The 22,189-nt window shown below is 73.7% G+C and carries 19 protein-coding genes; 8 read left to right on the forward strand and 11 right to left on the reverse strand.

Annotated elements, in window-relative coordinates:
- Positions 1-16 precede the first annotated feature (16 nt).
- From ACFYU0_RS19130 to ACFYU0_RS19145, 4 genes are all read right to left on the reverse strand, one after another.
- Complete coding sequence (locus ACFYU0_RS19130) at positions 17-976, reverse strand: ABC transporter substrate-binding protein (protein WP_351665776.1); 960 nt, start codon at positions 974-976, stop codon at positions 17-19.
- A gap of 102 nt (positions 977-1,078) precedes the next feature.
- Positions 1,079-1,747 carry an ABC transporter permease gene (locus tag ACFYU0_RS19135; RefSeq protein WP_351665778.1) on the reverse strand — a complete coding sequence of 223 codons (669 nt, stop codon included), beginning with the start codon at positions 1,745-1,747 and terminating at the stop codon, positions 1,079-1,081.
- A complete protein-coding gene (locus ACFYU0_RS19140; RefSeq protein ID WP_351665780.1) occupies positions 1,744-2,397 on the reverse strand; it encodes an ABC transporter permease subunit in 654 nt (217 codons plus the stop codon). Before ACFYU0_RS19140 ends, ACFYU0_RS19135 begins: the two co-directional genes overlap by 4 nt.
- Positions 2,394-3,518 (reverse strand): ABC transporter ATP-binding protein, encoded by a 1,125-nt coding sequence (locus ACFYU0_RS19145; RefSeq protein ID WP_389302807.1) that lies wholly within the window; start codon positions 3,516-3,518, stop codon positions 2,394-2,396. Before ACFYU0_RS19145 ends, ACFYU0_RS19140 begins: the two co-directional genes overlap by 4 nt.
- Before the next feature lie 165 nt (positions 3,519-3,683).
- On the opposite strand from ACFYU0_RS19145, the gene ACFYU0_RS19150 reads away from it, so the two are divergent.
- From ACFYU0_RS19150 to fxsT, 4 genes are all read left to right on the forward strand, one after another.
- Positions 3,684-4,814, forward strand: a complete 1,131-nt coding sequence (locus ACFYU0_RS19150; RefSeq protein ID WP_389302580.1) for a hypothetical protein — start codon at positions 3,684-3,686, stop codon at positions 4,812-4,814.
- A 105-nt stretch (positions 4,815-4,919) separates the two neighbouring features.
- Positions 4,920-6,410, forward strand: coding sequence for a hypothetical protein (locus ACFYU0_RS19155; RefSeq protein ID WP_351665784.1), 1,491 nt, complete (start codon positions 4,920-4,922; stop codon positions 6,408-6,410).
- Positions 6,407-7,561, forward strand: coding sequence for an AAA family ATPase (locus ACFYU0_RS19160; protein ID WP_389302583.1), 1,155 nt, complete (start codon positions 6,407-6,409; stop codon positions 7,559-7,561). The genes ACFYU0_RS19155 and ACFYU0_RS19160 overlap by 4 nt, the downstream gene beginning before the upstream one ends.
- Positions 7,558-11,928 carry an FxSxx-COOH system tetratricopeptide repeat protein gene (gene fxsT, locus ACFYU0_RS19165; protein WP_389302587.1) on the forward strand — a complete coding sequence of 1,457 codons (4,371 nt, stop codon included), beginning with the start codon at positions 7,558-7,560 and terminating at the stop codon, positions 11,926-11,928. The genes ACFYU0_RS19160 and fxsT overlap by 4 nt, the downstream gene beginning before the upstream one ends.
- A 48-nt stretch (positions 11,929-11,976) precedes the next feature.
- Here the strand turns inward: fxsT and ACFYU0_RS19170 are convergent, their stop codons facing one another.
- The 7 genes from ACFYU0_RS19170 to ACFYU0_RS19200 form a co-directional block, all read right to left on the reverse strand.
- Positions 11,977-13,851: an HEXXH motif domain-containing protein gene (locus ACFYU0_RS19170; RefSeq protein WP_389302590.1), complete on the reverse strand. Its 1,875-nt coding sequence runs from the start codon at positions 13,849-13,851 to the stop codon at positions 11,977-11,979.
- A gap of 23 nt (positions 13,852-13,874) precedes the next feature.
- The gene (locus ACFYU0_RS19175; protein ID WP_351666836.1) at positions 13,875-14,063 is read right to left on the reverse strand and encodes a hypothetical protein; all 189 of its coding nucleotides are present in this window, start codon (positions 14,061-14,063) and stop codon (positions 13,875-13,877) included.
- 122 nt (positions 14,064-14,185) lie between these two features.
- Positions 14,186-14,572 (reverse strand): SpoIIE family protein phosphatase, encoded by a 387-nt coding sequence (locus ACFYU0_RS19180; protein ID WP_389302594.1) that lies wholly within the window; start codon positions 14,570-14,572, stop codon positions 14,186-14,188.
- Between the two features lie 182 nt (positions 14,573-14,754).
- The gene (gene msrB, locus ACFYU0_RS19185) at positions 14,755-15,162 is read right to left on the reverse strand and encodes a peptide-methionine (R)-S-oxide reductase MsrB (RefSeq protein ID WP_351666832.1); all 408 of its coding nucleotides are present in this window, start codon (positions 15,160-15,162) and stop codon (positions 14,755-14,757) included.
- Between the two features lie 14 nt (positions 15,163-15,176).
- A complete protein-coding gene (gene murC, locus ACFYU0_RS19190; RefSeq protein WP_389302598.1) occupies positions 15,177-16,568 on the reverse strand; it encodes a UDP-N-acetylmuramate--L-alanine ligase in 1,392 nt (463 codons plus the stop codon).
- A 158-nt stretch (positions 16,569-16,726) separates the two neighbouring features.
- Positions 16,727-17,197 (reverse strand): indole-3-glycerol phosphate synthase, encoded by a 471-nt coding sequence (locus tag ACFYU0_RS19195; protein ID WP_351666828.1) that lies wholly within the window; start codon positions 17,195-17,197, stop codon positions 16,727-16,729.
- A 162-nt stretch (positions 17,198-17,359) separates the two neighbouring features.
- Entirely contained in the window at positions 17,360-18,133 is a 774-nt protein-coding gene (locus ACFYU0_RS19200; RefSeq protein ID WP_351666826.1) for a pyrimidine reductase family protein, read from the reverse strand.
- 37 nt (positions 18,134-18,170) lie between these two features.
- Here ACFYU0_RS19200 and zapE point away from each other — a divergent pair, with 37 nt between their 5' ends.
- The 4 genes from zapE (at position 18,171) to ACFYU0_RS19220 (ending at position 22,069) form a co-directional block, all read left to right on the forward strand.
- Entirely contained in the window at positions 18,171-19,274 is a 1,104-nt protein-coding gene (zapE, locus tag ACFYU0_RS19205; protein WP_389302602.1) for a cell division protein ZapE, read from the forward strand.
- A gap of 210 nt (positions 19,275-19,484) precedes the next feature.
- The gene (locus ACFYU0_RS19210) at positions 19,485-19,877 is read left to right on the forward strand and encodes a hypothetical protein (RefSeq protein WP_389302604.1); all 393 of its coding nucleotides are present in this window, start codon (positions 19,485-19,487) and stop codon (positions 19,875-19,877) included.
- Positions 19,878-19,955: 78 nt separating this feature from the next.
- The gene (locus ACFYU0_RS19215) at positions 19,956-20,534 is read left to right on the forward strand and encodes a carbonic anhydrase (RefSeq protein ID WP_351666820.1); all 579 of its coding nucleotides are present in this window, start codon (positions 19,956-19,958) and stop codon (positions 20,532-20,534) included.
- A gap of 8 nt (positions 20,535-20,542) precedes the next feature.
- Positions 20,543-22,069: a SulP family inorganic anion transporter gene (locus tag ACFYU0_RS19220; protein WP_389302607.1), complete on the forward strand. Its 1,527-nt coding sequence runs from the start codon at positions 20,543-20,545 to the stop codon at positions 22,067-22,069.
- Positions 22,070-22,189 lie beyond the last annotated feature (120 nt).

Genomic DNA, 22,189 nt, shown 5'->3' on the forward strand with positions numbered 1-22,189 from the left:
ACCGGGCGTCCGGGGGTCAGCTCAGACCGGCGGACTCCAGCCAGGCCTTGGCCACGTCCAGCGGGTCCTTGTTCTGCGACTGCACCTGGGTGTCCAGGTTCAGCAGGGTCGCCGTGTCCAGCTTGGCGGAGACGGCGTCGAGGGCGTCGACGCCCTTCTGGGAGAGTTCACCCTTGCGGACCAGCGGCTGCACGTTCTCGAACCCGAAGAGGTTCTTCGGGTCCTGCAGGACGACGAACTTCTCCTTGGAGATGGTCGGGTCCGTGGTGAAGATGTCCGCGGCCTGCACGGCGTTCTTCTTCAGCGCGGCCTGGGTGAGCGGACCGCCCGCGTCCAGCGCCTTGAAGGACTTGAACTGCAGCCCGTAGACGGACTTGAGGCCGACCAGGCCCTGCCGGCGGGTCTGGAACTCCGGCGAGGCGCCGATGGCCAGGTCCTTCGCCACGTCCTTCAGGTCGGCGATCGAGGACTTGTCGGTGAGGCCGTACTTCTTGGCGGTGGCCGCGTTGACCGTGATCGAGTCCTTGTCCTCGGCGGGCGAGGGCTTGAGCAGGGTCAGCTTCGAGTGCAGCTTGGCCTCGATCGCCGAGGTGGTCGCCTCCAGCGTCTTGGGAGCCGCCTTCGGGTCCAGGTAGGCCAGCAGCGCGCCGTTGTACTCCGGCAGGACGGTGACCGAACCGTTCTTGAGCAGACCGTAGGTGGTCTCCCGGCTGCCGATGTTCGGCTTGTAAGTGACCTTGATTCCCTTGGCCTTGAGGGCTTCGCCGTAGATGTCCGCGAGCAGGATGCTCTCGGCGAAGTTGTTGGATCCGACGACGACGCTGTCGCCACTCGTGTTGCTGTCCGTCAGGGGGTTGTCGGCCTTGCCGTCGGAGGAGTTGCATCCCGCCAGCAGCGCCGTCGCCGCCGCGAGGGCGGCGACGGCCGCTCCTCGGTTCCTCCGGATGGACCTGCTGATGCGGTAAGTGGAAGTCACTCACCGATCCAATCCAGCCGGTTCTGACTCAGTCAAGTGATCCCGGGTCACCGATTGGCTTCGATCCGCGACCGGTTGGGGGCGCATCGTGACGGACCCGGCTCAGCCGCTCCTGCGCACCCCCGGCGAGACCGCGATCCGGGACACGGCCCAGAACACCCCCAGGGTGGCCAGCGCCATCCCGACGACCAGGGTGGCGCCGCCGACGACCTTCTCGTAGTCCCGTTGCGCCAGGCCGTCGATGATGTACCGGCCGAGGCCGCCGAAGCTGACGTAGGCGGCGATGGTGGCCGTGGAGACGACCTGGATGGCCGCCGTGCGCAGACCGCTGAGGATCAGCGGGAGCGCCACCGGGAGCTCGACCTGCAGCAGGATCCGGGCCTCCGGCATTCCCATGCCCCGCGCGGCGTCCACCGGCGGCGGGTCGACGGAGCGGACCGCCTCGTAGGAGGTGACGAGGATCGGCGGTACGGCGAGCGCCACCAGCGGGATCATCACCGGCAGCAGGCCGAAGCCGAACCAGGTGAACATCAGCACCAGCAGGCCGAAGGTGGGCAGCGCCCGGCCCGCGGTGGCGATGGACGCCAGCGCGTTGCCGCCGCGCCCGTGGTGGCCGGTCACCAGTCCGATCGGCAGCCCGATCACGGCGGCGATCCCGACGGCCTCCAGGGAGTACAGGATGTGCTCGCCGACCCGGGTGGGGATGCCGTCCTGGCCGTGCCAGTGGGCGCCGTCGCCGAAGAAGGCGTGGGCGAAGTCGAATACGTTCACCGGGTGGCACCCTTCCGCGGCATCCAGGGGGTCAGCAGGGCACGGACCAGGACCAGCGCGGCGTCCACGAGGATGCCCAGCACGGCGGTGGTCAGCACGGAGTTCACCGCGAGCGGCGGCCGGTGGTAGATCTGGGCGTCGTTGAGCAGGTTGCCGAGCGCGCCCTGGTTGCCGATCAGCATGCCGATGCTGACGAGGGAGATGCTCGACACGGCGGCGACCCGCAGGCCCGCGATGATGGCCGGCACCGCGATGGGCAACTGCACCTGGAGGTAGCGCCGTACGGGCCCGAGACCCATGGCGGTGGCGGCGGCCAGCGTCTCCGGCGGCACCGAGCGGACGCCGTCCACGATCGCGGGGACCAGCACCACCAGGCTGTACACCGCCAGCGGGATCATCACCGTGGTCTCGGTCATGCCGGTGTAGTCGATGAGGAGCACGAAGAACGCCAGCGACGGGACGGCGTAGAGCACCGTGGTCACGCCGAACACGGGCGCGTAGAGCCAGCGGAACCGCACGCAGAGCTGGGCGACGGGCAGCGCGACCAGCAACCCGGCCAGCACCGGCAGCAGCGCCTCGCGCAGATGCAGGCCGATCAGGCCGAAGTAGCCGTACTGGAGGTCGCTCGGGATGTCGAAGAAGCCGTTCATCGCCCGGCCTTGTCGCCCAGGCGGTCCTCGGTGTGGGCGGCGCGGATCGCCTCGCCGATGACCTGCTGGGAGACCACGCCGACGGCACGCCCCTCGCCGTCCACCGCCACGGCCCAGCCGGACGGCGACAGCACGGCCCCGTCGAGCGCGGTGCGCAGCGAGTCGGTGCCGGGCCGGAACGGCCGCCCGTACGACAGCAGCCGGTCCCGGTCGATCCGCCCGGCGGTGAGGTCGTCCGGCGCGCCCCAGCCCAGCGGCCTGCCGTCGGCGTCCGTCACGAGGCGGTAGGGGGCCGGGCCGCCGGCGGCCAGCCGCTCGGCGTCGGCGTCGAGCGGGACGACCGGCCCGGTCTGCAGCTCCAGCCCGGCGGAGGTGAAGAAGGACAGCCGGCGGATGCCCCGGTCGGCGCCGAGGAAGTCCTCGACGAACGGGTCGGCGGGGGCGCTGAGCAGTTCGGCGGGCGGGGCGAACTGGGCGAGCCTGCCGCCGGTCCGCAGTACGGCGACCGTCGTGCCCAGCTTGATCGCCTCGTCGATGTCGTGGGTGACGAAGACGATGGTCTTGCCCAGTTCGTTCTGGATGCGCAGGAGTTCGTCCTGGAGTCCCTTGCGCACGACCGGGTCGACGGCGGAGAAGGGCTCGTCCATCAGCAGCACCGGTGGGTCGGCGGCGAGGGCCCGGGCCACGCCGACCCGCTGCTGCTGGCCCCCGGAGAGCTGGTACGGGTACCGCTTGGCCAGCGAGGTGTCGAGTCCGACCCGCTCCATCAGCTCCGCCGCCCGGGCCCGCGCCTTCTGCTTGCCCCAGCCGAGCAGGCGGGGCACGGTGGCGATGTTGTCGACGATGGTGCGGTGCTGGAAGAGACCGGCGTTCTGGATGACGTACCCCATCGAGCGGCGCAGGGTGTTGACCGGCTGCTGCCGGATGTCCCGGCCGTCGAGGAGGATGGCGCCCTCGGTGGGCTCGACCATCCGGTTGATCATCCGCAGCGTCGTCGTCTTGCCGCAGCCGGAGGGCCCGACCAGGACGGTGATCGCGCGGTCCGGGATGTCCAGGGAGAGCCGGTCGACGGCCACCGTGCCGTCCGGGTATCGCTTGGTGACTGCGTCGATCCGTATCAAGAGGTTGCGCACCCTTCGGTTCTGGCGAAGTCTCGGCCGTTGCCGGGAGAGTCTAGACGTCGGCCGTCGCGGCACGGCGGTGGACGAGTGCGTGCCGTCCGGACGGTTCCCCTGGTCACGCGGATACCTCACCATGGGGGTCCGGGCACGGGGAGGGGGCGGTCGGTGCGGGCGGAGAGGGTCGACGCGTTCGTGCTGACGGCGATCGAATGCGAGTACCTGGCCGTCGTCGGTCATCTGGAACCCGGCCGCGACCGGCGCACGGCCGACGGCGCGGTCCACGAGACCGGCCACTTCGCCGGGCACCACGGCCGGCTCACCGTCGGCGTCCAACTCGCCGGGCAGGGAAACGAGTTGGCGGCGGTGCTGGCCGAACGGGCGATCGCCCGGCTGCGTCCCCGGGTCCTGCTCCTGGTGGGGGTCGCGGGCGGCCGCAAGGACGCGCGGCTCGGGGACGTGGTCGTGGCGGACACCGTGTACGGCTACGAGAGCGGCCGGGACGAGCGGGGCGTCTTCCGGCCCCGGGTCAAGTCCTGGCCGTCCGCCTTCGCCCTGGTGCAGCGGGCCCGGCTGGTCGCGGCCGACCGGCGCTGGCAGGGCCGTATCGCGCCGCCGCCCGCGGAGACGCCGGCCGCGTACGTCGGCGCCCTGGCCGCCGGTTCGAAGGTCGTCGCGCACGCCGAGTCCGCGTCCGGCAGGCTGCTCGCCGAGGTCGCCGGCGACACGCTGGCCGTGGAGACGGAGGGGCTGGGTCTGCTCACGGCGGCCCGGACCAACCCCCGGGTGCAGGCCCTCGTTGTCCGGGGCGTGTCCGATCTGCTGGGCGACAAGGACGCGGCCCACGACACCCACTGGCAGCCGGTCGCCGCCCGCCACGCGGCGGCGTTCGCCTTCGAGCTGCTGGCCTCGCTGGAGGCCGCGGGCGCTCCGGGCACCGTGGACGCCCCGGGCGTCCCGGGCTCTCCGGACACCCCGGGCGTCCCGCCGCGGTCGGCGCGAACGCCCCGGGGCGCGGCCCTGTCCACCCGGCAACTGGGTGAACTGACGACGCTGCTGCTGGACGTGCCCGGCATCGGCGCACCCGCCGCCTGGCAGCAGTTCCTGGACGCCCTGCCCGGCATCGGCGTCCTCACCAGCCGCCAGCACAGCGTCCGCCTGGAGGCGCTGTCGCTGCTGCGGACCTGCGAGTCGATGCGGGGGTGGGAGCCGCTGATGGAGGCGCTGGACGCGCTGTGGCCCGGGACCCCGGCGGTCGAGGAGGTGCGGAGCTATTTGATGGCTCGTCAACTTATCTGAGTGACAGGCGTGTTGACGAAAATGAACAGTTGCCGGGCGTTCACCGGAACCGCTTGGCCCGGGCCGAGGGCTGTGGAAGAGTGCACGGCCACGAAGGGATGAGAGATGACTGCCTACGGGGGCGGCGGTCTCGGACTCGTACGGGAGTTTGCGGAAGCCTTGGGCAGGTGTGCGAGCTTACAGGAGCGCGGTTCCAGGGCGCTGTGCCTGCGGCTCATGGCCAAGGAGCTGGGCGCGCCCGCTCCGGTCCGGGAGTACGACGTGGCGCACTACTTCCTCCTGGAGCTCGCCTCGGTGTGCCTGGAGAACCCGAGGACCATGCGGGCGCTGCTGGAGGCGCTCCGGGCGTTCGGCGAGGACGTCGACGAGATCCGGGCGCTCACCGACGACCTGCTCGCCGACCCCGCGCTGCCGGTCGACGAGGTCCTGTCGCTGCGGCCGCTGCTCGACGGGCTCGCGCCGCCCAATCTGCCCGCCCTGTGCCGCAGGGCGGTCGCCGATCTGCGGCCGGTTCCCCCCTACCCCGACGCCTGGAGCGCCTTCGAGGGACTGAGCCGGCTCAACGCCCGCCCGGACGGGCTGCCTCCCACCCTGGCCTTCGTCGAGTACGTGGCCGCCGAGGCGCCGCACGACCGCAGCTTCACGCTGCGGGCCTGGAACGACGCCCAGGCGCAGGCCCTGTCCCTGCTGACCGAGCTGCGCAGCCTGCGGCAGCAGGCCGCCTACGCGTCCAGCCCCGAGCCGGGCAACGCCTATCTGGTGGTGCGGCTGCTGCGCCGGGAGGAACCGGGGCGCTATCTGCTCACCTCCTGGCGCCACTACGACCCGGACGCCCCGGACTCCTGGCGTCCGCGTCAGGAGGGAAGCGTGGAGGTGACGGCGGCCGAGGCGGAACGCGAGGTCGAGCGGCTGGTGTTCGCGGCCGACGAGGACTGGGCCCGGGACGCCGACCGCATCCACGTGGAGTTCCTGCTGGGCACGGACGACCTCAACCTGCCGGTGCACCGCTTCCGCACCGAACTGGACAGCGATCCGGTGTCGTACCTGAGCGTCGGGTACTGCGTCGTCGTGCGCAGCCTGCAGCGCAGCCGGACACCTCGCTGGTACCGGCCCTGGCGGCAGCGCTGGGCGGCCGTCCGGGACACCCCCGAGCTGGTCCGCCCGCTGGTGGTGGGCGGACGGCGGGCCGAGGACCCGCGGCCCGGGGACGTCTCCGCTCTCGACGCCCGGCTGAAGGGGGACAGGTCGGTCGGCTGCCTCGTGCTGTCCCGGCCGCCGGAGGGCGGCGGCGAGGGGGCGCAGGAAGCACTCGTCGCCCTGAGGTGCGGGGTTCCCGCCCTCCTCTGGGATTCACGGGACACACGTGACCTGAGCACACCGCCGGACGTTGTTCAGTCCGACAACGCGTTGCTCCGCGACCTTTCAGGCCTCCGCGAGGCCGTGACAGAATTGCGAACCGAAGCCCACGGGGGTTCCTTGAACGGCCGCGACGATCATCCGGGGCACCATCTGGTACTCCTGTGGGACGACCCGACGAGGCCGGTCGAGAGCCCTCAGCCGTTGACGGGACCGGACCAGGGGGTGGACGGTCGATGACCGGCGCTGCCCAAATCGAGGGGAACGGCACGGGGGCGGGTTCCGCGCGCCTTCCGCGGCCGTGGTGGATCTACCGGGGCACCGGCCTGCCGCTGCACGACATCGAGCTGGCCGACGTACTGCCCGCCGCCCCGCCCTGGCGGACGTTCACGGGTTCCTCCGCCTCCGCGGACGGGGAGGGGACCGGCGGGGCGCCGGCGTCGGTGGAGCCGCCCGCGCCGCCGCAGGACGAGGCCGAGCTGCGGCGCAGACTGGGGACGACCCGCGAGGGCATGGTGGCCGACCCCACCGAGGTCGACCTGGTGAACGCGGCGCTGATCCTGCGCCGTCCGCTGCTGGTCACCGGCCGCCCCGGCACGGGCAAGTCGTCGCTGGCCTACCGGATCAGCCGCGAGCTGGGGCTGGGACGGGTGCTGCGCTGGCCCGTCACCTCCCGGACCACCCTCTCCTCCGGTCTGTACCGCTACGACGCCGTGGGCCGGATCCACGCGGCGGCCACGTCGGACTCCCGGCCCGCGGCCGCCGACGGCGCACCGTCCGGCGACGGTGGGGCGCCGTCGTCCGACATCGGCGCGTTCCTCGAACTCGGTCCGCTCGGCACGGCGTTGCTGCCCCACGCGCTCCCCCGGGTGCTGCTCGTCGACGAGTTCGACAAGAGCGACATGGACCTGCCGAACGACCTGCTCGACGTCTTCGAGGCGGGCGAGTTCACCATTCCCGAGCTGGCCCGGCTGCGCGGCCACCGGCCGGTGGTGGAGGTGCGGTCCGACGACCCCGACCGCACGGTCCTGATCCGGGACGGCCGGGTCCGCTGCCGGGAGTTCCCGCTCGTCGTCGTCACCAGCAACGACGAACGGGAGTTCCCGCCCGCCTTCCTGCGCCGCTGTCTGCATCTGCACGTCAGGGAGCCCGAGCGGGACCGGCTGGCCGACATCGTGGCCGCGCACCTCGGGTCGCGGGACGACGATCCGCGGGTCGCCGAGCTCATCCGCCTGTTCGCCGAGCGCAGCGCGCAGGAGAACGGCCTGGCCACCGACCAGTTGCTCAACTCCATCTGGCTCGCGACGTCCGGCGCCTACTCCCGTGGCGCCGACTGGGAGGCACTGCTGCGGGCCGTCTGGCACCGGCTCGACGGCGTGAGAGAGCCGTGACGCGAGACGACGGCACCGAACCGGTCCCCGGGGACCCCGGATCGTTCGGCGCCTCGTGGTCCGAGATCGCCGACGCGCTGGTCCTGCTGGCCGTCGGGGCGGGCGAGGGCACCGGCGAGCGGGCGGCGGACCGCCCTCCGCCCCGGCCCGAGCCGGAGGCGGCCGAACCCCCGCCGGCCGACGCCCAGGGGGCGGAGGAGGACCACGGCGCCCCGCCGTCCCCCGCGCCGCCCGAGCAGGACGCCCGGGGCGAGACGGATCCGCGGGCGTACGCCCCGGACCCGGACGGCGCCGCGCGGGCCGACGCGCTGCTCGGCGCCCCGGCCGGGCCGGCGCCGGACGGCGCCCCGTCCGCCGGCGGTCCGCACGCGCCGGTGCACCGGGCGGCCTGGCCCGCGATCCGGTCCCGTGAGCTGGCCCGGGCGTTACGCCCCTTCAAGCGGGCCACCGCGTCGGCCACGCGGACCGAGCTGGACGAGGAGGCGACCGCGGACTCCACGGCGCTCAGCCTCCGCTGGATCCCCCAGTTCCGGCCGCTGCGCGAGCGGTGGATGGACGCCGTGCTGGTCGCCGACGTCAGTTCGTCGATGACCGTGTGGCGGCGCACGGTGGCCGACTTCGAGCAGGTCCTGCGGCACACCGGCGCGTTCCGCGACATCCGGGTGCACACCCTCGACGGGGACCGGCTGGCGGAGTCCGAACCGCCCTGGCGCGTCGGGCGTTCGCCGCTGACCGTGCGGCCGCCCGACCGGGGGCGCCAGGTGGTGTTCCTGGTGACCGACGGCGTCGGGCCCGGCTGGCGCGGCGGACGGGCGGCCCGGCTGCTCGCGGAGTGGGCCCGGCACGCCTCGGTGGCCGTGGTGAACGTGCTGGGCGAGCCCGTGTGGCACCGCACCGGGCTGCCCGCCCACCTGGCCCGGGTCCGCGTCCCGGGGCCCGGCGCGCCCAACAGCACCTGGCAGGTGCGCGGCGGCACGGACACGGCGGTCGTCCCAGTGCTGGAACTGGCCCCGGCGTGGCTCGGCCGCTGGGCCCGGCTGGCCACGGGGCTGGCGGCCGGCGCGCACGACGTGTGGGTGACCTCCCCCGGCGCCGGCCGCCACCCGGACCCGGAGGCGGCGGCGGAGCCGCCGCGGGACCCGATGGAGCGGGTGTCGCGGTTCCGGGCCGACGCGAGCCCGGCGGCCTGGGAACTGGCCGCGCGCCTGGCCGCGATCCCGCTCAACATCCCCACCATGGAGCACGTCCTCCGGGCCGGCGGAACGCGCTCCGGACCCGGCGAACTGGCCGAGGTCATGCTGGGCGGCCTGCTGCGCAGGGTCGGCGCCGACCCGCTCGACGAGCTGGACGTCGCCTACGAATTCCACGACGGCGTGCGCGAGTTGATGCTTTCGGCGGCCGGGTCCCGGGACGAGACGCGTTATCTGCTGCGCAGCACCCTGGAGCGGCTGGGCCGCAAGTGGCAGCCGCTGCGGGAGCTCGGGGCGCTGCTGGACGACCCGCGGGCCGCTCCGGGCGACCTGCCGTTACCCGAACGGCTCATCCCGTACGCCCACGTTCAGGTGAAGGTGACCAGGGCACTGAGCGGCCCCTATCTGGAATCCTCGCGCGTGCTCCGAAGCCGCTTGGAGCAGTCCACTTCCGCTCTTCCGGCCCAGACCGACCAGTCTGAGGTGATAAACGTGACCAATAGCCGTAATTCGGGCACGGATCGACCCCAAGCCGGAGCGGCGAGCGATCGCACGGCGGACGCGCCGCCGACCGACATACGCGACTTACCCGACGCACCCGATGATTCGATAAAAGGAGCACCAGTGTCAGTCCCCCTCGTCCGGAGCGCGCCGCCGACGGAGGAGCGCCGGGCCGGAGATCCCGCCGTGTGGAACGTCCAGCCCCGGAACCCGAGTTTCACCGGGCGGGCGAGGGAACTCGCGGCGCTCCACCAGAGACTGACCACGGAGGGCGCGACCGCCGTGCTGCCCGAGGCGCTGCACGGCCTGGGCGGGGTCGGGAAGACGCAGATCGCCATCGAGTACGTGCACCAGCACGCGTCGGAGTACGACGTCATCTGGTGGATCTCCGCCGAGCGCCCGGAGCAGATCCGCCAGTCGCTCACCCAGCTGGGCGCGGCCCTCGGCCTGGAGACGGGCGGCGAGCAGGAGATCACCATCGCGACGGTGCTCTCCGCGCTGGCCTCCGGCCGCCCCTACCGCCGCTGGATGCTGGTCTTCGACAACGCCGAGGACCCCGAGGCGGTGCGGCGCTTCTTCCCCGCCCAGAACACCGGCCGGATCCTGGTGACCTCGCGCAACGCCCAGTGGGGCCGCATCGCGCGGACGGTCGACATCGACGTGTTCACCACCGAGGAGAGCATCGAGCTGCTCGCCCGGCGCGGCCCGGAACTCCAGCCGGAGCAGGCGGCCCGGATCGCCCAGGCCCTGGGCAATCTGCCGCTCGCCCTGGAGCAGGCCGCCGCCTGGCTGTCGGAGACCGGGATGCCGGTCGACGAGTACCTGCACATCTTCGAGGACGAACGCGCCGACCTCGACTCCCAGCGCAGCGAACTGCTCGCCGCCGGGGTCCCGGTGGACTACCCGGAGCCGGTCGCCGCCGCCTGGAACATGTCCCTCGGCCGGCTGGCCGAACGGCACCCCGGAGCCCATCAGCTCCTGCAGGTCTGCTCGTTCTTCGCTCCCGAGCCCATCCCCCGCCGGATCTTCGTGGGCGTGCGCGGCGTGGAGCTGCCCGCCGAGCTGACCCAGGTGCTGCGCAGCCCGGTCAGGCTGGGCGAGGCGCTCCGGGAGATCAACCGGTACTCCCTCATCAAGATCAACCACCGGGACAGCACCATCCAGATGCACCGCCTGGTGCGGGCCGTGCTGGTGGGCCGCATGTCCCCGCAGGAGCAGGCCGACATGCGGCACGCGGCCCACATCCTGCTGGCCAACGCCGACCCGCTGGACGTGGCGGCCGGCAACTGGCCCCGGTACGCCGAACTGCTCGTCCACGCCCGGTTCTCCCGCGCCCTGGACTGCGACGACGGCTGGGTGCGCGACATGGTGGTCAACCTCATCCGCTACCTGTACCGCTCGGGCGACCACCTCACCTGCGCCGAGTACGGCCGCGAGGTGGTCGAGACCTGGAACGGCCGGCGCGGCGAGGCCGATCTGCAGACGCTCAACGTCGCCGGCACCCTCGGCCACACGCTGCGCGCCCTGGGCCACTTCCGGGAGGCCTCGGAACTCAACGACCGAAGCCTGCGGCTGCTGCGGGAGAGCGTCGGCGAGGACCACCCCGACACCCTCGCCGCGATCGGCGCGGTCTCCCAGAGCACCCAGGTCAGGGGCGACTTCGACGCCTCGGTGAAGCTGGAGGAGGACCGCTGGCGCCGGGCCGTGCGGGTCTTCGAGGACGGCGACCCGACGCTGCTGGCCGCCGCCAACGACTACGCCCTCGCCCTCCGGCTGGTCGGCCGGTACACCCGGGCGCTGGACATCGACACCCAGGCCCGGGACGCGGCCAACCGCTCCCTGGGCTACGACGCCCTGCTGACCCTGCTCATCACCAGCAACCTCTCGATCGACGTTCGGGAGTCCGGCGACTACCTGCGCAGCCGGGAGATGCAGGAGGAGACCCTGCAGCGCGTCCGGCACGTCATCAAGGACCGCTCCGCCCCGGTCAGCCTGATCGCCGCCCGTACCCTGGCCGTCGCCCGCCGCAAGGCCGGCGACCACGCCGGCGCGCTGGAACTGAACGAGGAGACCCTGCGCCTGTACCGCGGCAAGTTCGGCGAGCGGAACCTCAACGTCGCGGCCACCGTCCTCAACCTCTCCATGGATCTGCGCCAGAACGCCGACCTCGACCGCGCCCGCGCGGTGGGCGTCCAGTGCCTGAACACCCTGCGCGACCTGCTGGGCTCCCGCCACCCCTACGCCCTCGCCGCCGCCGCCGACCTGTCGGTGACCCGGCGGCTGATCGGCGAGGTGGACGAGGCGCTCGCCGAGGACAAGGACACCTACGCGGCGCACTGCGCGGCGCTCGGCGAGGAGCACCCCGCCTCCCTGGGCATCGCCATCAACCTCGCCAGCGACCACTACGCCCTCGCCGACTACACCGAGGCCCTCGCGATCGACGAACGCACCCTCCCCCAGTGCCAGGCCCGGCTGAGCGACGACCACCCGGCCACCCTCGCCTGCTCGATGAACCTCTCGCTCGACCTGCGCGCACTCGGCCGCGCCGAGGAGGCCCAGCGCCTGCACACCGCCACGCTGGAGCGCTACCGCTCCGTCCTCGGCAACAGCCACCCCGCCACCGTGGGCTGCGCCCGCGGCATGCGCGCGGACTGCGACGTCGAGGTCCACCGCTGACCCGCCCCGCCGGGCCGCCGCCCGGCGGGGCCCGGCCGGCCCGTCCGGTCAGACGGGCCGGCCGGTGAGGTCCGCCGCCCGCGCGATGCGGGCGGCGACGGTCTCCGGGGTCTCGGGGCGGCCCCGGCGCAGCAGTTCGCGGTGCACGCCGGCCACCAGTTCGGGGCGGTGCAGCAGGGCGTCGCGGGACGGGCCCGCGGGGAGGCTGAGGGCCAGACCGGCCCAGGCGACCGGGTCGCCGGGGTGCTCGGCCACCTGCCGGCGGTAGCCGGTGAGGGCCCGGCCGCGGTCGCCGGCGGCCCAGGCGTGGTCCGTGTCCGAGGCCCCGACGGCCGCCGGGTCCGCGCGCAGCCGTGCGAAGCGCTCCGGGTCGCGGACGCGGATGCGCACCAGCCGGGTCCGGATCTCCGCCGCGACCGGCGCCGTACGCGGGCGGGCGCCGGGGAGGCGGCGCGGTGGCGGCGCGCCGTCGGCGACCGTGTCGGCCCAGGCCTCGATCTGCCCGGTGTCGCACTGCAGTTGGGAGAGCCGGAAGACGATCCGGTGGTCGTCGCGGGCCTCCTGGGCGGCCGAGGCAGCCGCCGCGGGCACGGGTTCCTTCAGCAGGGCGGTGAGGGACTCCTCGACGCCGCGCAGGAAGTGCTCACCGGCCGCGGTGAGGTCCGCCCCGGCCCAGAGGGTGCGCAGCCCTTCCTCGACCTGTCCCCGGCGCAGCGCGAACTCCAGGTCGGCCGACGCGCGTTCAGGGTCCGTGAGGCCGGGCCGCTCGCGGACGGTCTGCCAGAAGGTGGCCACGCCCAGGAAGGCGTACACCCCGTGCAGCATCCCGCGCAGCGGCCTGGGGTCGGCGCGCCAGGGCGCGTAGTGGGTCTCCTCGAGACCGCCGCGCAGCAGTGCGGTCATGTCCATCAGCGCGCTGAGTTTGCTGTGCTGCGCCTCGTGGACCAGGGCCACGGCCAGCTCGGCCGGTGTGGCCGGTTTCGTCATCAGCACTCCCCCGTACGCCTCGGGGTCGCTGCCGCTGAAGACGTCGGCGGGGCTGCGGTCGGGCAGGGGGGTGATGGCGAGCAGACAGGCCGCGATCCCCTCGGGGTCGATGCGGCGCTGTCCGGCGACCAGGGGCCAGGCGGCCTCGAAGAGGCTCTGCCAGTGGGCCGCCTCCGCGTCGTCGAGCCGTTCGACGGGCAGGCGGCGCAGGAAGTGCCGCCACGGGTCCAGGTCGTCCAGCAGCGGCGCGGCGCGCGGCCCGGCGCCGGGCGACCCCAGACGCCGCAGCGCCCACCAGCCGGGGGCGTCCCGGGTGAGGTCGCCGGGTAACGGGACGGTGCCCGAGGAGCAGCGCACACCGGCGCCCGCCTCGTCCCGGTAGGCCACGGCGACGGGTTCGGCGGGGGTCCGGTCGAACCTCGCGCAGCCCAGGGACGGGAACATCACGGCGTCGTCCGTGAGCGGGACGGGAGTACGGAAGGGCACGCCGGCTCCGAGGGCCGCCGCCGCGGCGACGCAGTGCACGTGCCCGGCGTCCCGCAGGGCCGCGCGCGGGCGGTCCCGGCCGGCCTCGGCGCGCAGGCCCCGCAGGGTGCGCGCCAGCCAGCTGCCCACGCTCGGGTGGAGCAGGACGGCCTCCACGGCCGCCGGGTCGGCCGTCTCGGCCCTGGCCAGCAGGTCCCAGGCCGCCTGCGCCGGGGGCAGCGTCCCGGGTTCCGGGCCGTGCCCGTCCACGGCCTCCACCAGTACCCGCAGCAGCACCAGCCGGCGGCTGCGCTGGGCCGAACGGAGGGCGGCGACGGCGTCCCGGCCGCCGCCGCCCCGAGCGAGTCGCAGGAAGTGCCCGGACTTCAGCCGGTGCCGTGCCCCGGCGGGGTGCGGGCCCGGACCGGACCCGTTCTCTCCGTCGCGGGAGGTGGGTCCTCCGTCCAACATGGCTCTCCTCACCATGGACCGGTTCAGGACATGGCAGCTTCACTGCAGTTGGCGTTCGACGCGTCGCCCAGCGTCGGCGGATCGTCGACGCGTTCGAGCAGGCGCCGCGCCTCCGTGGTCAGACCCGCGGACTCCAGGGAGCCGACTGCCGCCAACGGCACTTCCGAGAGATCCACCAACTCGGTCTCGACATCGGGTGCCGACAGATCCACGGCTCGTCCCCCTTTTGACGACAGCACACCCGTCCCCTTTCATGGTTGCTCAATCGATCGGGTTGCGGAAGATGGCCGCCCGCCGGGAGCACCACAAATGGCCATCCTGGGCGGGCCTCCGGTCACCTCGACGCCCTTGTCCCGTACGGCGGTTCACCGGGCGGGCGGCGCGGGTGCGGCCGGGCCGCGAGGACGGCGACGTCGTCCTCCGCGTGCCGGGCGTCCAGTCCGGTCAGGACGGTGTCCAGTACGGCCTCGATGTCCTGGCCGGCCGGGAAGCGCAGGCCGGCCAGACGGGCCAGGGAGCGGTCGATGTCCTCGCCGCGGCGTTCCACAAGGCCGTCGGTGAACAGCAGCAGCGTCTGCCCGGGGGCGGCCGGGTGGGTGACCGACTCGTATCCGCCGAGGCCGGTGCCGAGCGGCGGCCCGACCGGCACCGGCAGCAGTGCCGCCGCGCCGTCCGGGCCGATCAGCAGGGGCGGCAGATGACCGGCGCCGGCCAGCCACACGCCCAGAATCTCAAACCGGGATGTTCCGGCCAGCCGGCACCCGGCTCCCCGGCGCGACAGGACTTGCACCGACGGCGACCCCGAGCCGCCGAAGCACCCCGCCGCGTTGTGCGCCGCAGGGCAGCGGAACCCGCCCGCACCCGGCCGGGTGCGGGCGGGCGGGCGCGGCCGGCCGGGGCCGGTCAGTCCTCGTCCGGCGCCAGCCGCAGCGACACGCTGTTGATGCAGTACCGCTGGTCGGTCGGGGTCGGGTACCCCTCGCCCTCGAAGACATGGCCGAGGTGGGAGCCGCAGCGGGCGCAGCGCACCTCGGTGCGGACCATGCCGTGGGAGCGGTCCTCGATCAGCTCGACGGCGTCGCTGTCCTTGGGGTCGTAGAAGGACGGCCAGCCGCAGTGCGACGCGAACTTGGTGTCCGAGGTGAACAGTTCGGCGCCGCAGGCGCGGCAGGAGTAGACGCCCTTGGTCTTGGTGTCGGTGTACTCACCGGTGAAGGCCGGCTCGGTGCCGGCCTGGCGCAGCACGCGGTACTCGGCCGGTGTCAGCTCCGCCCGCCACTGCTCGTCCGGCTTCTCGACGCTGTACGACATGAGCCTCAGCCCCTTCACTGCTGCGACAGGCGGTCCAGGATCTTCGGGCCCAGGTCGGTCACGTCGCCCGCGCCCATGGTGAGAACGAGATCACCGGGCTTCGCCATTCCCGCGATCACCGCGGGGATCTCCGCCTTGTCGTGCACGGCGGTGACGTCGGCGCCGGCCGCGCGCGCGGCCTCGATGATCAGCTCGCTGGTCACGCCGGGGATCGGGTCCTCGCGGGCCGGGTAGATGTCCAGCACGACCGAGGCGTCGGCGAGCGTCAGCGACTGGCCCATCTCCTTGCCCAGCTCCTGGGTGCGGGAGAACAGGTGCGGCTGGAAGACGACGAGGATGCGCGCGTCGCCGGCGGCGGCGCGCATCGCCTCCAGGTCGGCGGTCATCTCGGTGGGGTGGTGCGCGTAGGAGTCGATGACCTGCACCCCGGACGCCTCGCCCTTGAGCTGCAGCCGGCGCTTGACGCCGGTGTACGCGGCGAGCGCGGAGGCGAGGCCGGCGGCCGGTACGCCGAGCGCGGCGCCCGCGGCGAGGGCGGCGACGGCGTTGAGGGCGTAGTGCCGGCCGGGGACGGAGACGGTGAAGCTCAGTTCCTGCCCGTCGAGCACCGCGGTCACCCGGCTCCGCAGTCCCTGCGGGACGATGGAGAGCACCCGCACGTCGGCGTCCTCGGCCTCGCCGTAGGTCACGCACCTCACCGTGCCGGCCAGTCGCCGGGTGAGTTCGCGGGCGCCCTCGTGGTCGGCGGAGATCACCAGCGTGCCGCCGGGCACGATGCGGCCGGCGAAGGTCTCGAAGGACTCGTAGATCTCGTCCATCGAGGCGTAGTTGGCGTGGTGGTCCAGCTCGACGTTGAGGACGATGGCGACCTCGGGCGCGTACTTGTGGAAGCTGCGGTCCGACTCGTCGGCCTCGGCGACGAAGATGTCGCCCTCGCCGTGCAGCGCGTTGGAGCCCGGGGCGTCCAGGTCGCCGCCGATGGCGTACGACGGCCGCAGGCCCAGCTCGCCCAGGGAGACGGCCAGCATGGACGTGGTGGTGGTCTTGCCGTGGGTGCCGGCCACGGCGATCGGCCGCAGCCCCTCCATCAGCGCGGCGAGCGCGTCGGAGCGGTGCACCACCGGGATGCCCAGCTCGGCGGCGCGCAGCAGTTCCGGGTTGTCCGCGCGGATCGCGGACGAGACCACGACACAGCTCGCGTCGTCGGCGAGGTGCCCGGCGGCGTGGCCGATGTGCACGGTCGCGCCGAGGGCGCGCAGCGCCTCGGCGGTCGCCGACTCCTTGGCGTCGCTGCCGGCCACCTCGGCGCCGCGCTGGGCGAGGATCTTGGCGATCCCCGACATCCCGGCGCCGCCGATGCCGATGAAGTGCGGTCGGTCCATGGCGGCAGGAAGTCCGGGTGCCATGCGCGTTTCTCCCAAGATCCGGTACGGGCTGAGCGTGTCTAGCCTATGCGCTCGCGCCCGGCCGCCCGCGCAGGCGGGCAGGACCCCGGCGCCGGACCCGGCCGCCGCCGGGCCGGTCCTCGCCCTGCGCGAGGGTCGGTCCTCGCCGTGCGCGAGGGTCAGTCCTCGCCGTGCGCGAAGAGCTTCAGCACCGGCACGCCCACCTTGTGCCGGGCCCGGGAGGCCCAGTCGCGGTGGAAGAACTCCTCCACGTAGTGCGGAGCGGTCAGCACGATCACCTCGTCCGCGCCCACCTCGCCGACGAGGCTCTTGAGCGCGTCCAGCGGATGGTCCTCGACGAGCCGTCCCTGCGCCGCGCTGCCCGCGGCGCGCAGCGCCCGCAGGGAGACCGCCAGCGCCTTCTCGGCGGGCTCCTTCGCCGCCTCGCCCTCCGGCGTCCTGCCCTCGCGGACGGCATCGTCCAGTTCGCCGAGCGCGATGTCGTCGATGGCCCGCAGCAGGCGGTCCTGGTCTCCGCGCGGCTGGAGAAGCACGTGGAACGAGACCGGCTCGTCCCCGTGCAGGGTGGTGACGAACTCCACGTCGACCGACGACAAGGCCTTCTCGATCATCAGAACGCTAGTGAACACCCGGCGCCTCTCTCCTCCCGTGGGCCCTGCAGGGCCCTGCGGAAACCATCCTGCCCCGTGATCGCACCGCTAGACCGGACTTGGGGGCTGTCCGGCGGATCACACCGGTCGGCCCCGGTCCGCCCGCCCGGGAGCGGAACGGAACGGTGCGTTCCGTCGCGTTCAGGACCGGGCGTACCGGCTGAAGAGAAATCCCTCCTCCTCCAGCAGGGACACCAGGCCGAAGCGGCGCGGGACGGCGACGGACGGCCCCCCGGTGATGCGCTGCGCGTCACCGGCGGTGAGCATCGGCGAGACGGTCAGGCACAGCTCGTCCAGGACCCCGGCGGCCACCAGCTGGCCGAGCAGCCGGGGGCCGCCCTCGGTGAGCAGCCGGGTGTACCCGAGGCCGGCGAGGGCGTTCACCGCGCGGGCGGGCTCGACGCCCATGCCCTCACCGGCGACGACCACCCGGGCGCCGGCCTTCTCCGCGGCGGCGACCCGGTCGGGGGCCGCGGCGGCGCCGGTGAGGATGAGGGTCGGCACCAGGGGCGAGGTGAACAGCGGCAGGGAGAAGTCCAGCTCCAGGCCGGCGGTGACCACGGCGATCGCCGGGGCCGGACCCTGGCCCGCGGCCTGCCGGGCCGCCGCGAACTCGGCACGCGCGCGTGCCGGGCGGTAACCCTCCTGCCGTACCGTCTCCGCGCCGACCACGATCACGTCGGCGAGCGCGCGCAGGGTGCCGAAGACGCGCATGTCGGCCGCGCTGGAGATGGGCTGGGAGCGGCCCTCGTGCTGGGCGGCGCCGTCGAGGGTGGAGACCATGTTGGCGCGCAGCCACGGCGCCGGGGCGCCGGGGGCGGGCTCCGGATAGGCGTAGGCGGCGGCCAGCTCGGCGAGGCTCCACTCCCGGGCCTGGTCTGGTGTTTCGTCGGTCACAGGGAACAGGCGTCGCATGTCGTGCAGTGTGACACGGCGCTTAGCATGGGTAACCGTGTCGTCCTCCACCGCAGCCCATGGCTCCAGCCCCCTGACCGACGCGGGCCCGCTCTCCCTCGCCGCCCGCGAGCCGCACGTCCCCGCGGACCGGCTGGTCGCCGAGATGGTGCCGCCGCCGCGCTTCGACTCGGTGCGCTTCGCCACCTACATCCCGGACCCGAACCAGCCCAGCCAGACCGAGGCCGTGCGGGTGCTGGAGGGCTTCGCGGCCGGGCTCGGCGGCGCGCACGCCACGGGCGCCGGCAAGCGGGGCTTCCTCGGTCTCGGCCGGGCGAAGGCGCCGAAGACCCCGGCGGGCCCCCGCGGGGTCTACCTGGACGGCGGCTACGGCGTCGGCAAGACCCATCTGCTCGCCTCCCTGTGGCACGCCACCCCGGCCGAGCCCGCGCTGAAGGCGTTCGGCACCTTCGTGGAGCTGACCAACCTGGTCGGCGCCCTCGGCTTCCAGCAGACGGTGCAGACGCTCAGCAACCACCGGCTGCTGTGCATCGACGAGTTCGAGCTGGACGACCCGGGCGACACCGTGCTGGTCTCCACGCTGCTCGGCCGGCTGGTCGAGGCGGGCGTCGCGCTCGCCGCCACCTCCAACACGCTGCCCGGCAAGCTCGGCGAGGGCCGGTTCGCCGCCGCGGACTTCCTGCGCGAGATCCAGGGCCTGTCCGCCCACTTCCGCGCCCTGCGGATCGACGGCGAGGACTACCGGCACCGGGGTCTGCCCGAGGCGCCGGCGCCGTTCACCGACGAGCAGGTGACGAAGGCCGCGTACGCCACGCCCGGCGCCTCGCTCGACGACTTCCCGCACCTGCTGGAGCACCTGGCGAAGGTGCACCCGAGCCGGTACGGCGCGCTGACGGACGGGCTGAGCGCGGTGTGCCTCACCGACGTGGCGCCGGTGCCGGACCAGTCGACGGCGCTGCGCCTTGTGGTGCTGGCGGACCGGCTGTACGACCGTGAGGTCCCGGTGCTGGCCTCGGGGCTGCCGTTCGACCGGCTGTTCAGCGAGGAGATGCTGAACGGCGGCTACCGCAAGAAGTACTTCCGCGCGATATCCCGGCTCACCGCGCTGGCCCGGGACGCCAAGGGCCTCGTCACCCCGTAGCCCGTCGCCCCACGGCCGCCCGATATGCGATCGGGCGGCGGCCGGTCAAGAGCCGGTTCACGCCATCGGACCCGCTTTTTTCACGCTCTCTTGCGCACTCAACACCCGGTTGACCCTGCAAAGGACTCCGCGGGGCTAACGTGTTTCTTGACCATCCGTTGACCAACGGTTGGCGCGCGCAAGAGGTGTGAACTTCCGGAGGGGGGCCGCATGTTCCGAGGCAGGACAGCCCGGACCACCCTCACCTTCCTCACCGCCGCCCTGCTCGCGCTCCAGTTCTTCACATTCGCGGGAAACTTCGCAGCCGCGCACACCGTCGGTGAGGCACAGGCCAACGCCTGGACCGGAATGACGTCCTCCGCGCAGCGGCCGGCCGAGCAGGCGGACCCGTTCCGCGAGCCGGGCCGCCCGAAGGAACCCACCGGCACCCCGCACACCCGGGACCGGCACCGCGCGCCCGCCGCCGGGTGCGCGCGGGAGCACCCGCTCATACCCCGGCGGACGGCCGCCCCGCGGTCACCGACCCCGGCCGGTGACCCGCACCGCACCACGAGATCCTCCGGAGCCCACTCCCCCGCGGCACTTCAGGTCTTCCGCCGCTGAGGAGAGCCGGCTCGTCCCCCCACGACCGTCGTGCAAGCCCGACGCGCCGGTGCGGCGCGCCAGGAGGAGTCCACACGCATGCAGCCCCTCATCGACAACGCCCGTACGTTCGGACAGCGCCCTGAGGAGTTCGCCGAGCTCGCCGAAGGCCAGTCCCCGCAGGTCCTGTTCATCACCTGCTCCGATTCCCGGGTCGTCCCGGCCCTGATCACGGGCGCCCGCCCCGGCGAGCTGTTCGAGCTCCGTACCGCGGGCAACATCGTCCCGCCCTACGCCTCGCAGCGCCCCACCGGCGAGGCCGCCACCATCGAGTACGCCGTCGAGGTGCTCGGCGTCCGAGACGTCGTCGTCTGCGGCCACTCGCACTGCGGCGCCGTCGGCGCGCTGGTGCGCGGCGACGACCTGACCTCCGTACCCGCCGTGCGCGACTGGCTCGCGCACGCCGCCGCGCGCCCGGCCGGCGCCCCGGAGGACCCGGAGGTGGCCGAGGGCGTCCAGAGCCACGTCCTCACCCAGCTGCTGCGGCTGCGCTCGTACCCGTGCGTCGAGCGGAGGCTGGCGCAGGGCCGGATCGACCTGCACGCCTGGTACTACGAGGTGCACACCGGCGCCGTACGGACGCACCGCCCGCAGACCGACACCTTCGAAGCCCTGTGAGCGCGCCCATGACTAAGCCGACGCTCATATCCCGCTTCCCCCATCTGCGGCGGGACTTCGCCGCCTCCCTCGTCGTCTTCCTGGTCGCGCTGCCGCTGTGCGTGGGCGTGGCCGTCGCCTCCGGGGCGCCGGCCGAGCTGGGACTCGTCACCGGCATCGTGGGCGGCCTCGTCACCGGGCTGATGCGCGGCAGCAGCCTGCAGGTGTCGGGGCCGGCCGCCGGACTGACCGTGCTGGTCTTCGAGGCGGTCAAGGAGTTCGGGCTGCCGGCGCTCGGCGTGATCGTGCTCGCCACCGGCCTGCTCCAGGTGCTCATGGGCGCGCTCAGGCTCGGCCGGTACTTCCGGGCGATCTCGGTCTCCGTGGTCGAGGGCATGCTGGCCGGAATCGGGCTGGTCCTGATAGCCGGCCAGCTGTATCCGGCCATGGCGGCCAAGGCCCCCGACTCGGGCCTGGGCAAGGTGGCCGGGGTCCCCCGGGCGTTCGTGGCCGCCCTCGGCGACGGACCGGCGCTCGCCTCGCTCGCTTTGTGCGCGGGCACCGTCGCGGTCCTGGTGCTGTGGCGGCTCGCGCCGGCCCGGGTCCGTACGGTGCCCGGTCCGCTCGCCGCGGTCGGCCTGGCCACGGCGGCCGCGGCCGTGCTGGACCTGCCGGTGGCGACCGTCGAGGTGAAGGGGCTGCTGGGCTCGGTGCAGCCGCCGCCGCTGAGCGCGTTCACCGGCCTGGCCGGTCCCGCGCTGCTCGGCACCGTCGTCGCGTTCGCGCTGATCGCGTCCGCCGAGTCGCTGTTCAGCGCGGCTGCCGTGGACCGGCTGCACGACGGGCCGCGCACCGCGTACGACAGGGAGCTGATCGCGCAGGGCGCCGGCAACACGGTGTGCGGGCTGCTCGGCGCGCTGCCGATGACCGCGGTGATCGTGCGCAGCGCGGCCAACGTGCAGGCGGGCGCCCGCACCAAGGCGTCCCGGGTGCTGCACGGCGTGTGGCTGCTGCTGTTCGCCGCGCTGCTGCCGGGCGTGCTCGCCCTCATCCCGATCCCCGCCCTCGCCGGCGTCCTGATCCACGCCGGGGCCAAGCTGGTGCCGGTGCGCGCGCTGGGCGCGCTGTGGCGCGAGCACCGGGGCGAGGCGCTGATCCTGGGCGTCACCGCGGTGTCGATCGTGGCGGTCAGCATGTTCGAGGGCGTACTCGTCGGACTCGCCCTGGCGGTCGTCAAGACGGCCTGGGAGGCCTCCCACCTCAGGCTGGAGGTCGTCGACAAGGGCGCGGGCCCGGTCGAGGCGCACCTGTCGGGCAACGCGACCTTCCTGCGGCTGCCGAAGATCCTCGACAGCCTGGAGTCGCTGCCCCAGGACCGTCCGGTGCGGCTGGACCTGTCCGGCCTGCACCACCTGGACCACGCCTGCCGCAAGGCCCTGGAGAACTGGGCCGAACGGCACAGCGCGGCCGGCACCGAGCCGGTCCGGGTCACCGCGCCGGCCCTGCCGGCCGCGCGGTCCGCGCCGGACGAGCAGGCCGCGGCGCCGGCGGCCTGAGCCCGCGGCCACCGCTCCCGGACCGGGGCGCCGCCCCTCGGCGCCCCGGTCCGGGACCCCGGCCGTCCGGCCCATGGCTTCCGCCCGAACGCGGGCATATGGTTGCAGCAGCGGACAAAA

It is taken from the genome of Streptomyces sp. NPDC003720 (assembly GCF_042875075.1).
Taxonomy (GTDB): Bacteria; Actinomycetota; Actinomycetes; order Streptomycetales; family Streptomycetaceae; genus Streptomyces.

Coding starts and splice junctions, on each gene's coding strand:
- ACFYU0_RS19140 (WP_351665780.1), bottom strand. CDS start 2,397: ATGAACGGCTTCTTCGACATCCCGAGCGACCTCCAGTACGGCTACTTC.
- ACFYU0_RS19200 (WP_351666826.1), bottom strand. CDS start 18,133: ATGCGACGCCTGTTCCCTGTGACCGACGAAACACCAGACCAGGCCCGG.
- ACFYU0_RS19210 (WP_389302604.1), top strand. CDS start 19,485: ATGTTCCGAGGCAGGACAGCCCGGACCACCCTCACCTTCCTCACCGCC.
- ACFYU0_RS19220 (WP_389302607.1), top strand. CDS start 20,543: ATGACTAAGCCGACGCTCATATCCCGCTTCCCCCATCTGCGGCGGGAC.
- murC (WP_389302598.1), bottom strand. CDS start 16,568: ATGGCACCCGGACTTCCTGCCGCCATGGACCGACCGCACTTCATCGGC.
- ACFYU0_RS19155 (WP_351665784.1), top strand. CDS start 4,920: ATGACTGCCTACGGGGGCGGCGGTCTCGGACTCGTACGGGAGTTTGCG.
- ACFYU0_RS19170 (WP_389302590.1), bottom strand. CDS start 13,851: ATGTTGGACGGAGGACCCACCTCCCGCGACGGAGAGAACGGGTCCGGT.
- ACFYU0_RS19160 (WP_389302583.1), top strand. CDS start 6,407: ATGACCGGCGCTGCCCAAATCGAGGGGAACGGCACGGGGGCGGGTTCC.
- msrB (WP_351666832.1), bottom strand. CDS start 15,162: ATGTCGTACAGCGTCGAGAAGCCGGACGAGCAGTGGCGGGCGGAGCTG.
- ACFYU0_RS19215 (WP_351666820.1), top strand. CDS start 19,956: ATGCAGCCCCTCATCGACAACGCCCGTACGTTCGGACAGCGCCCTGAG.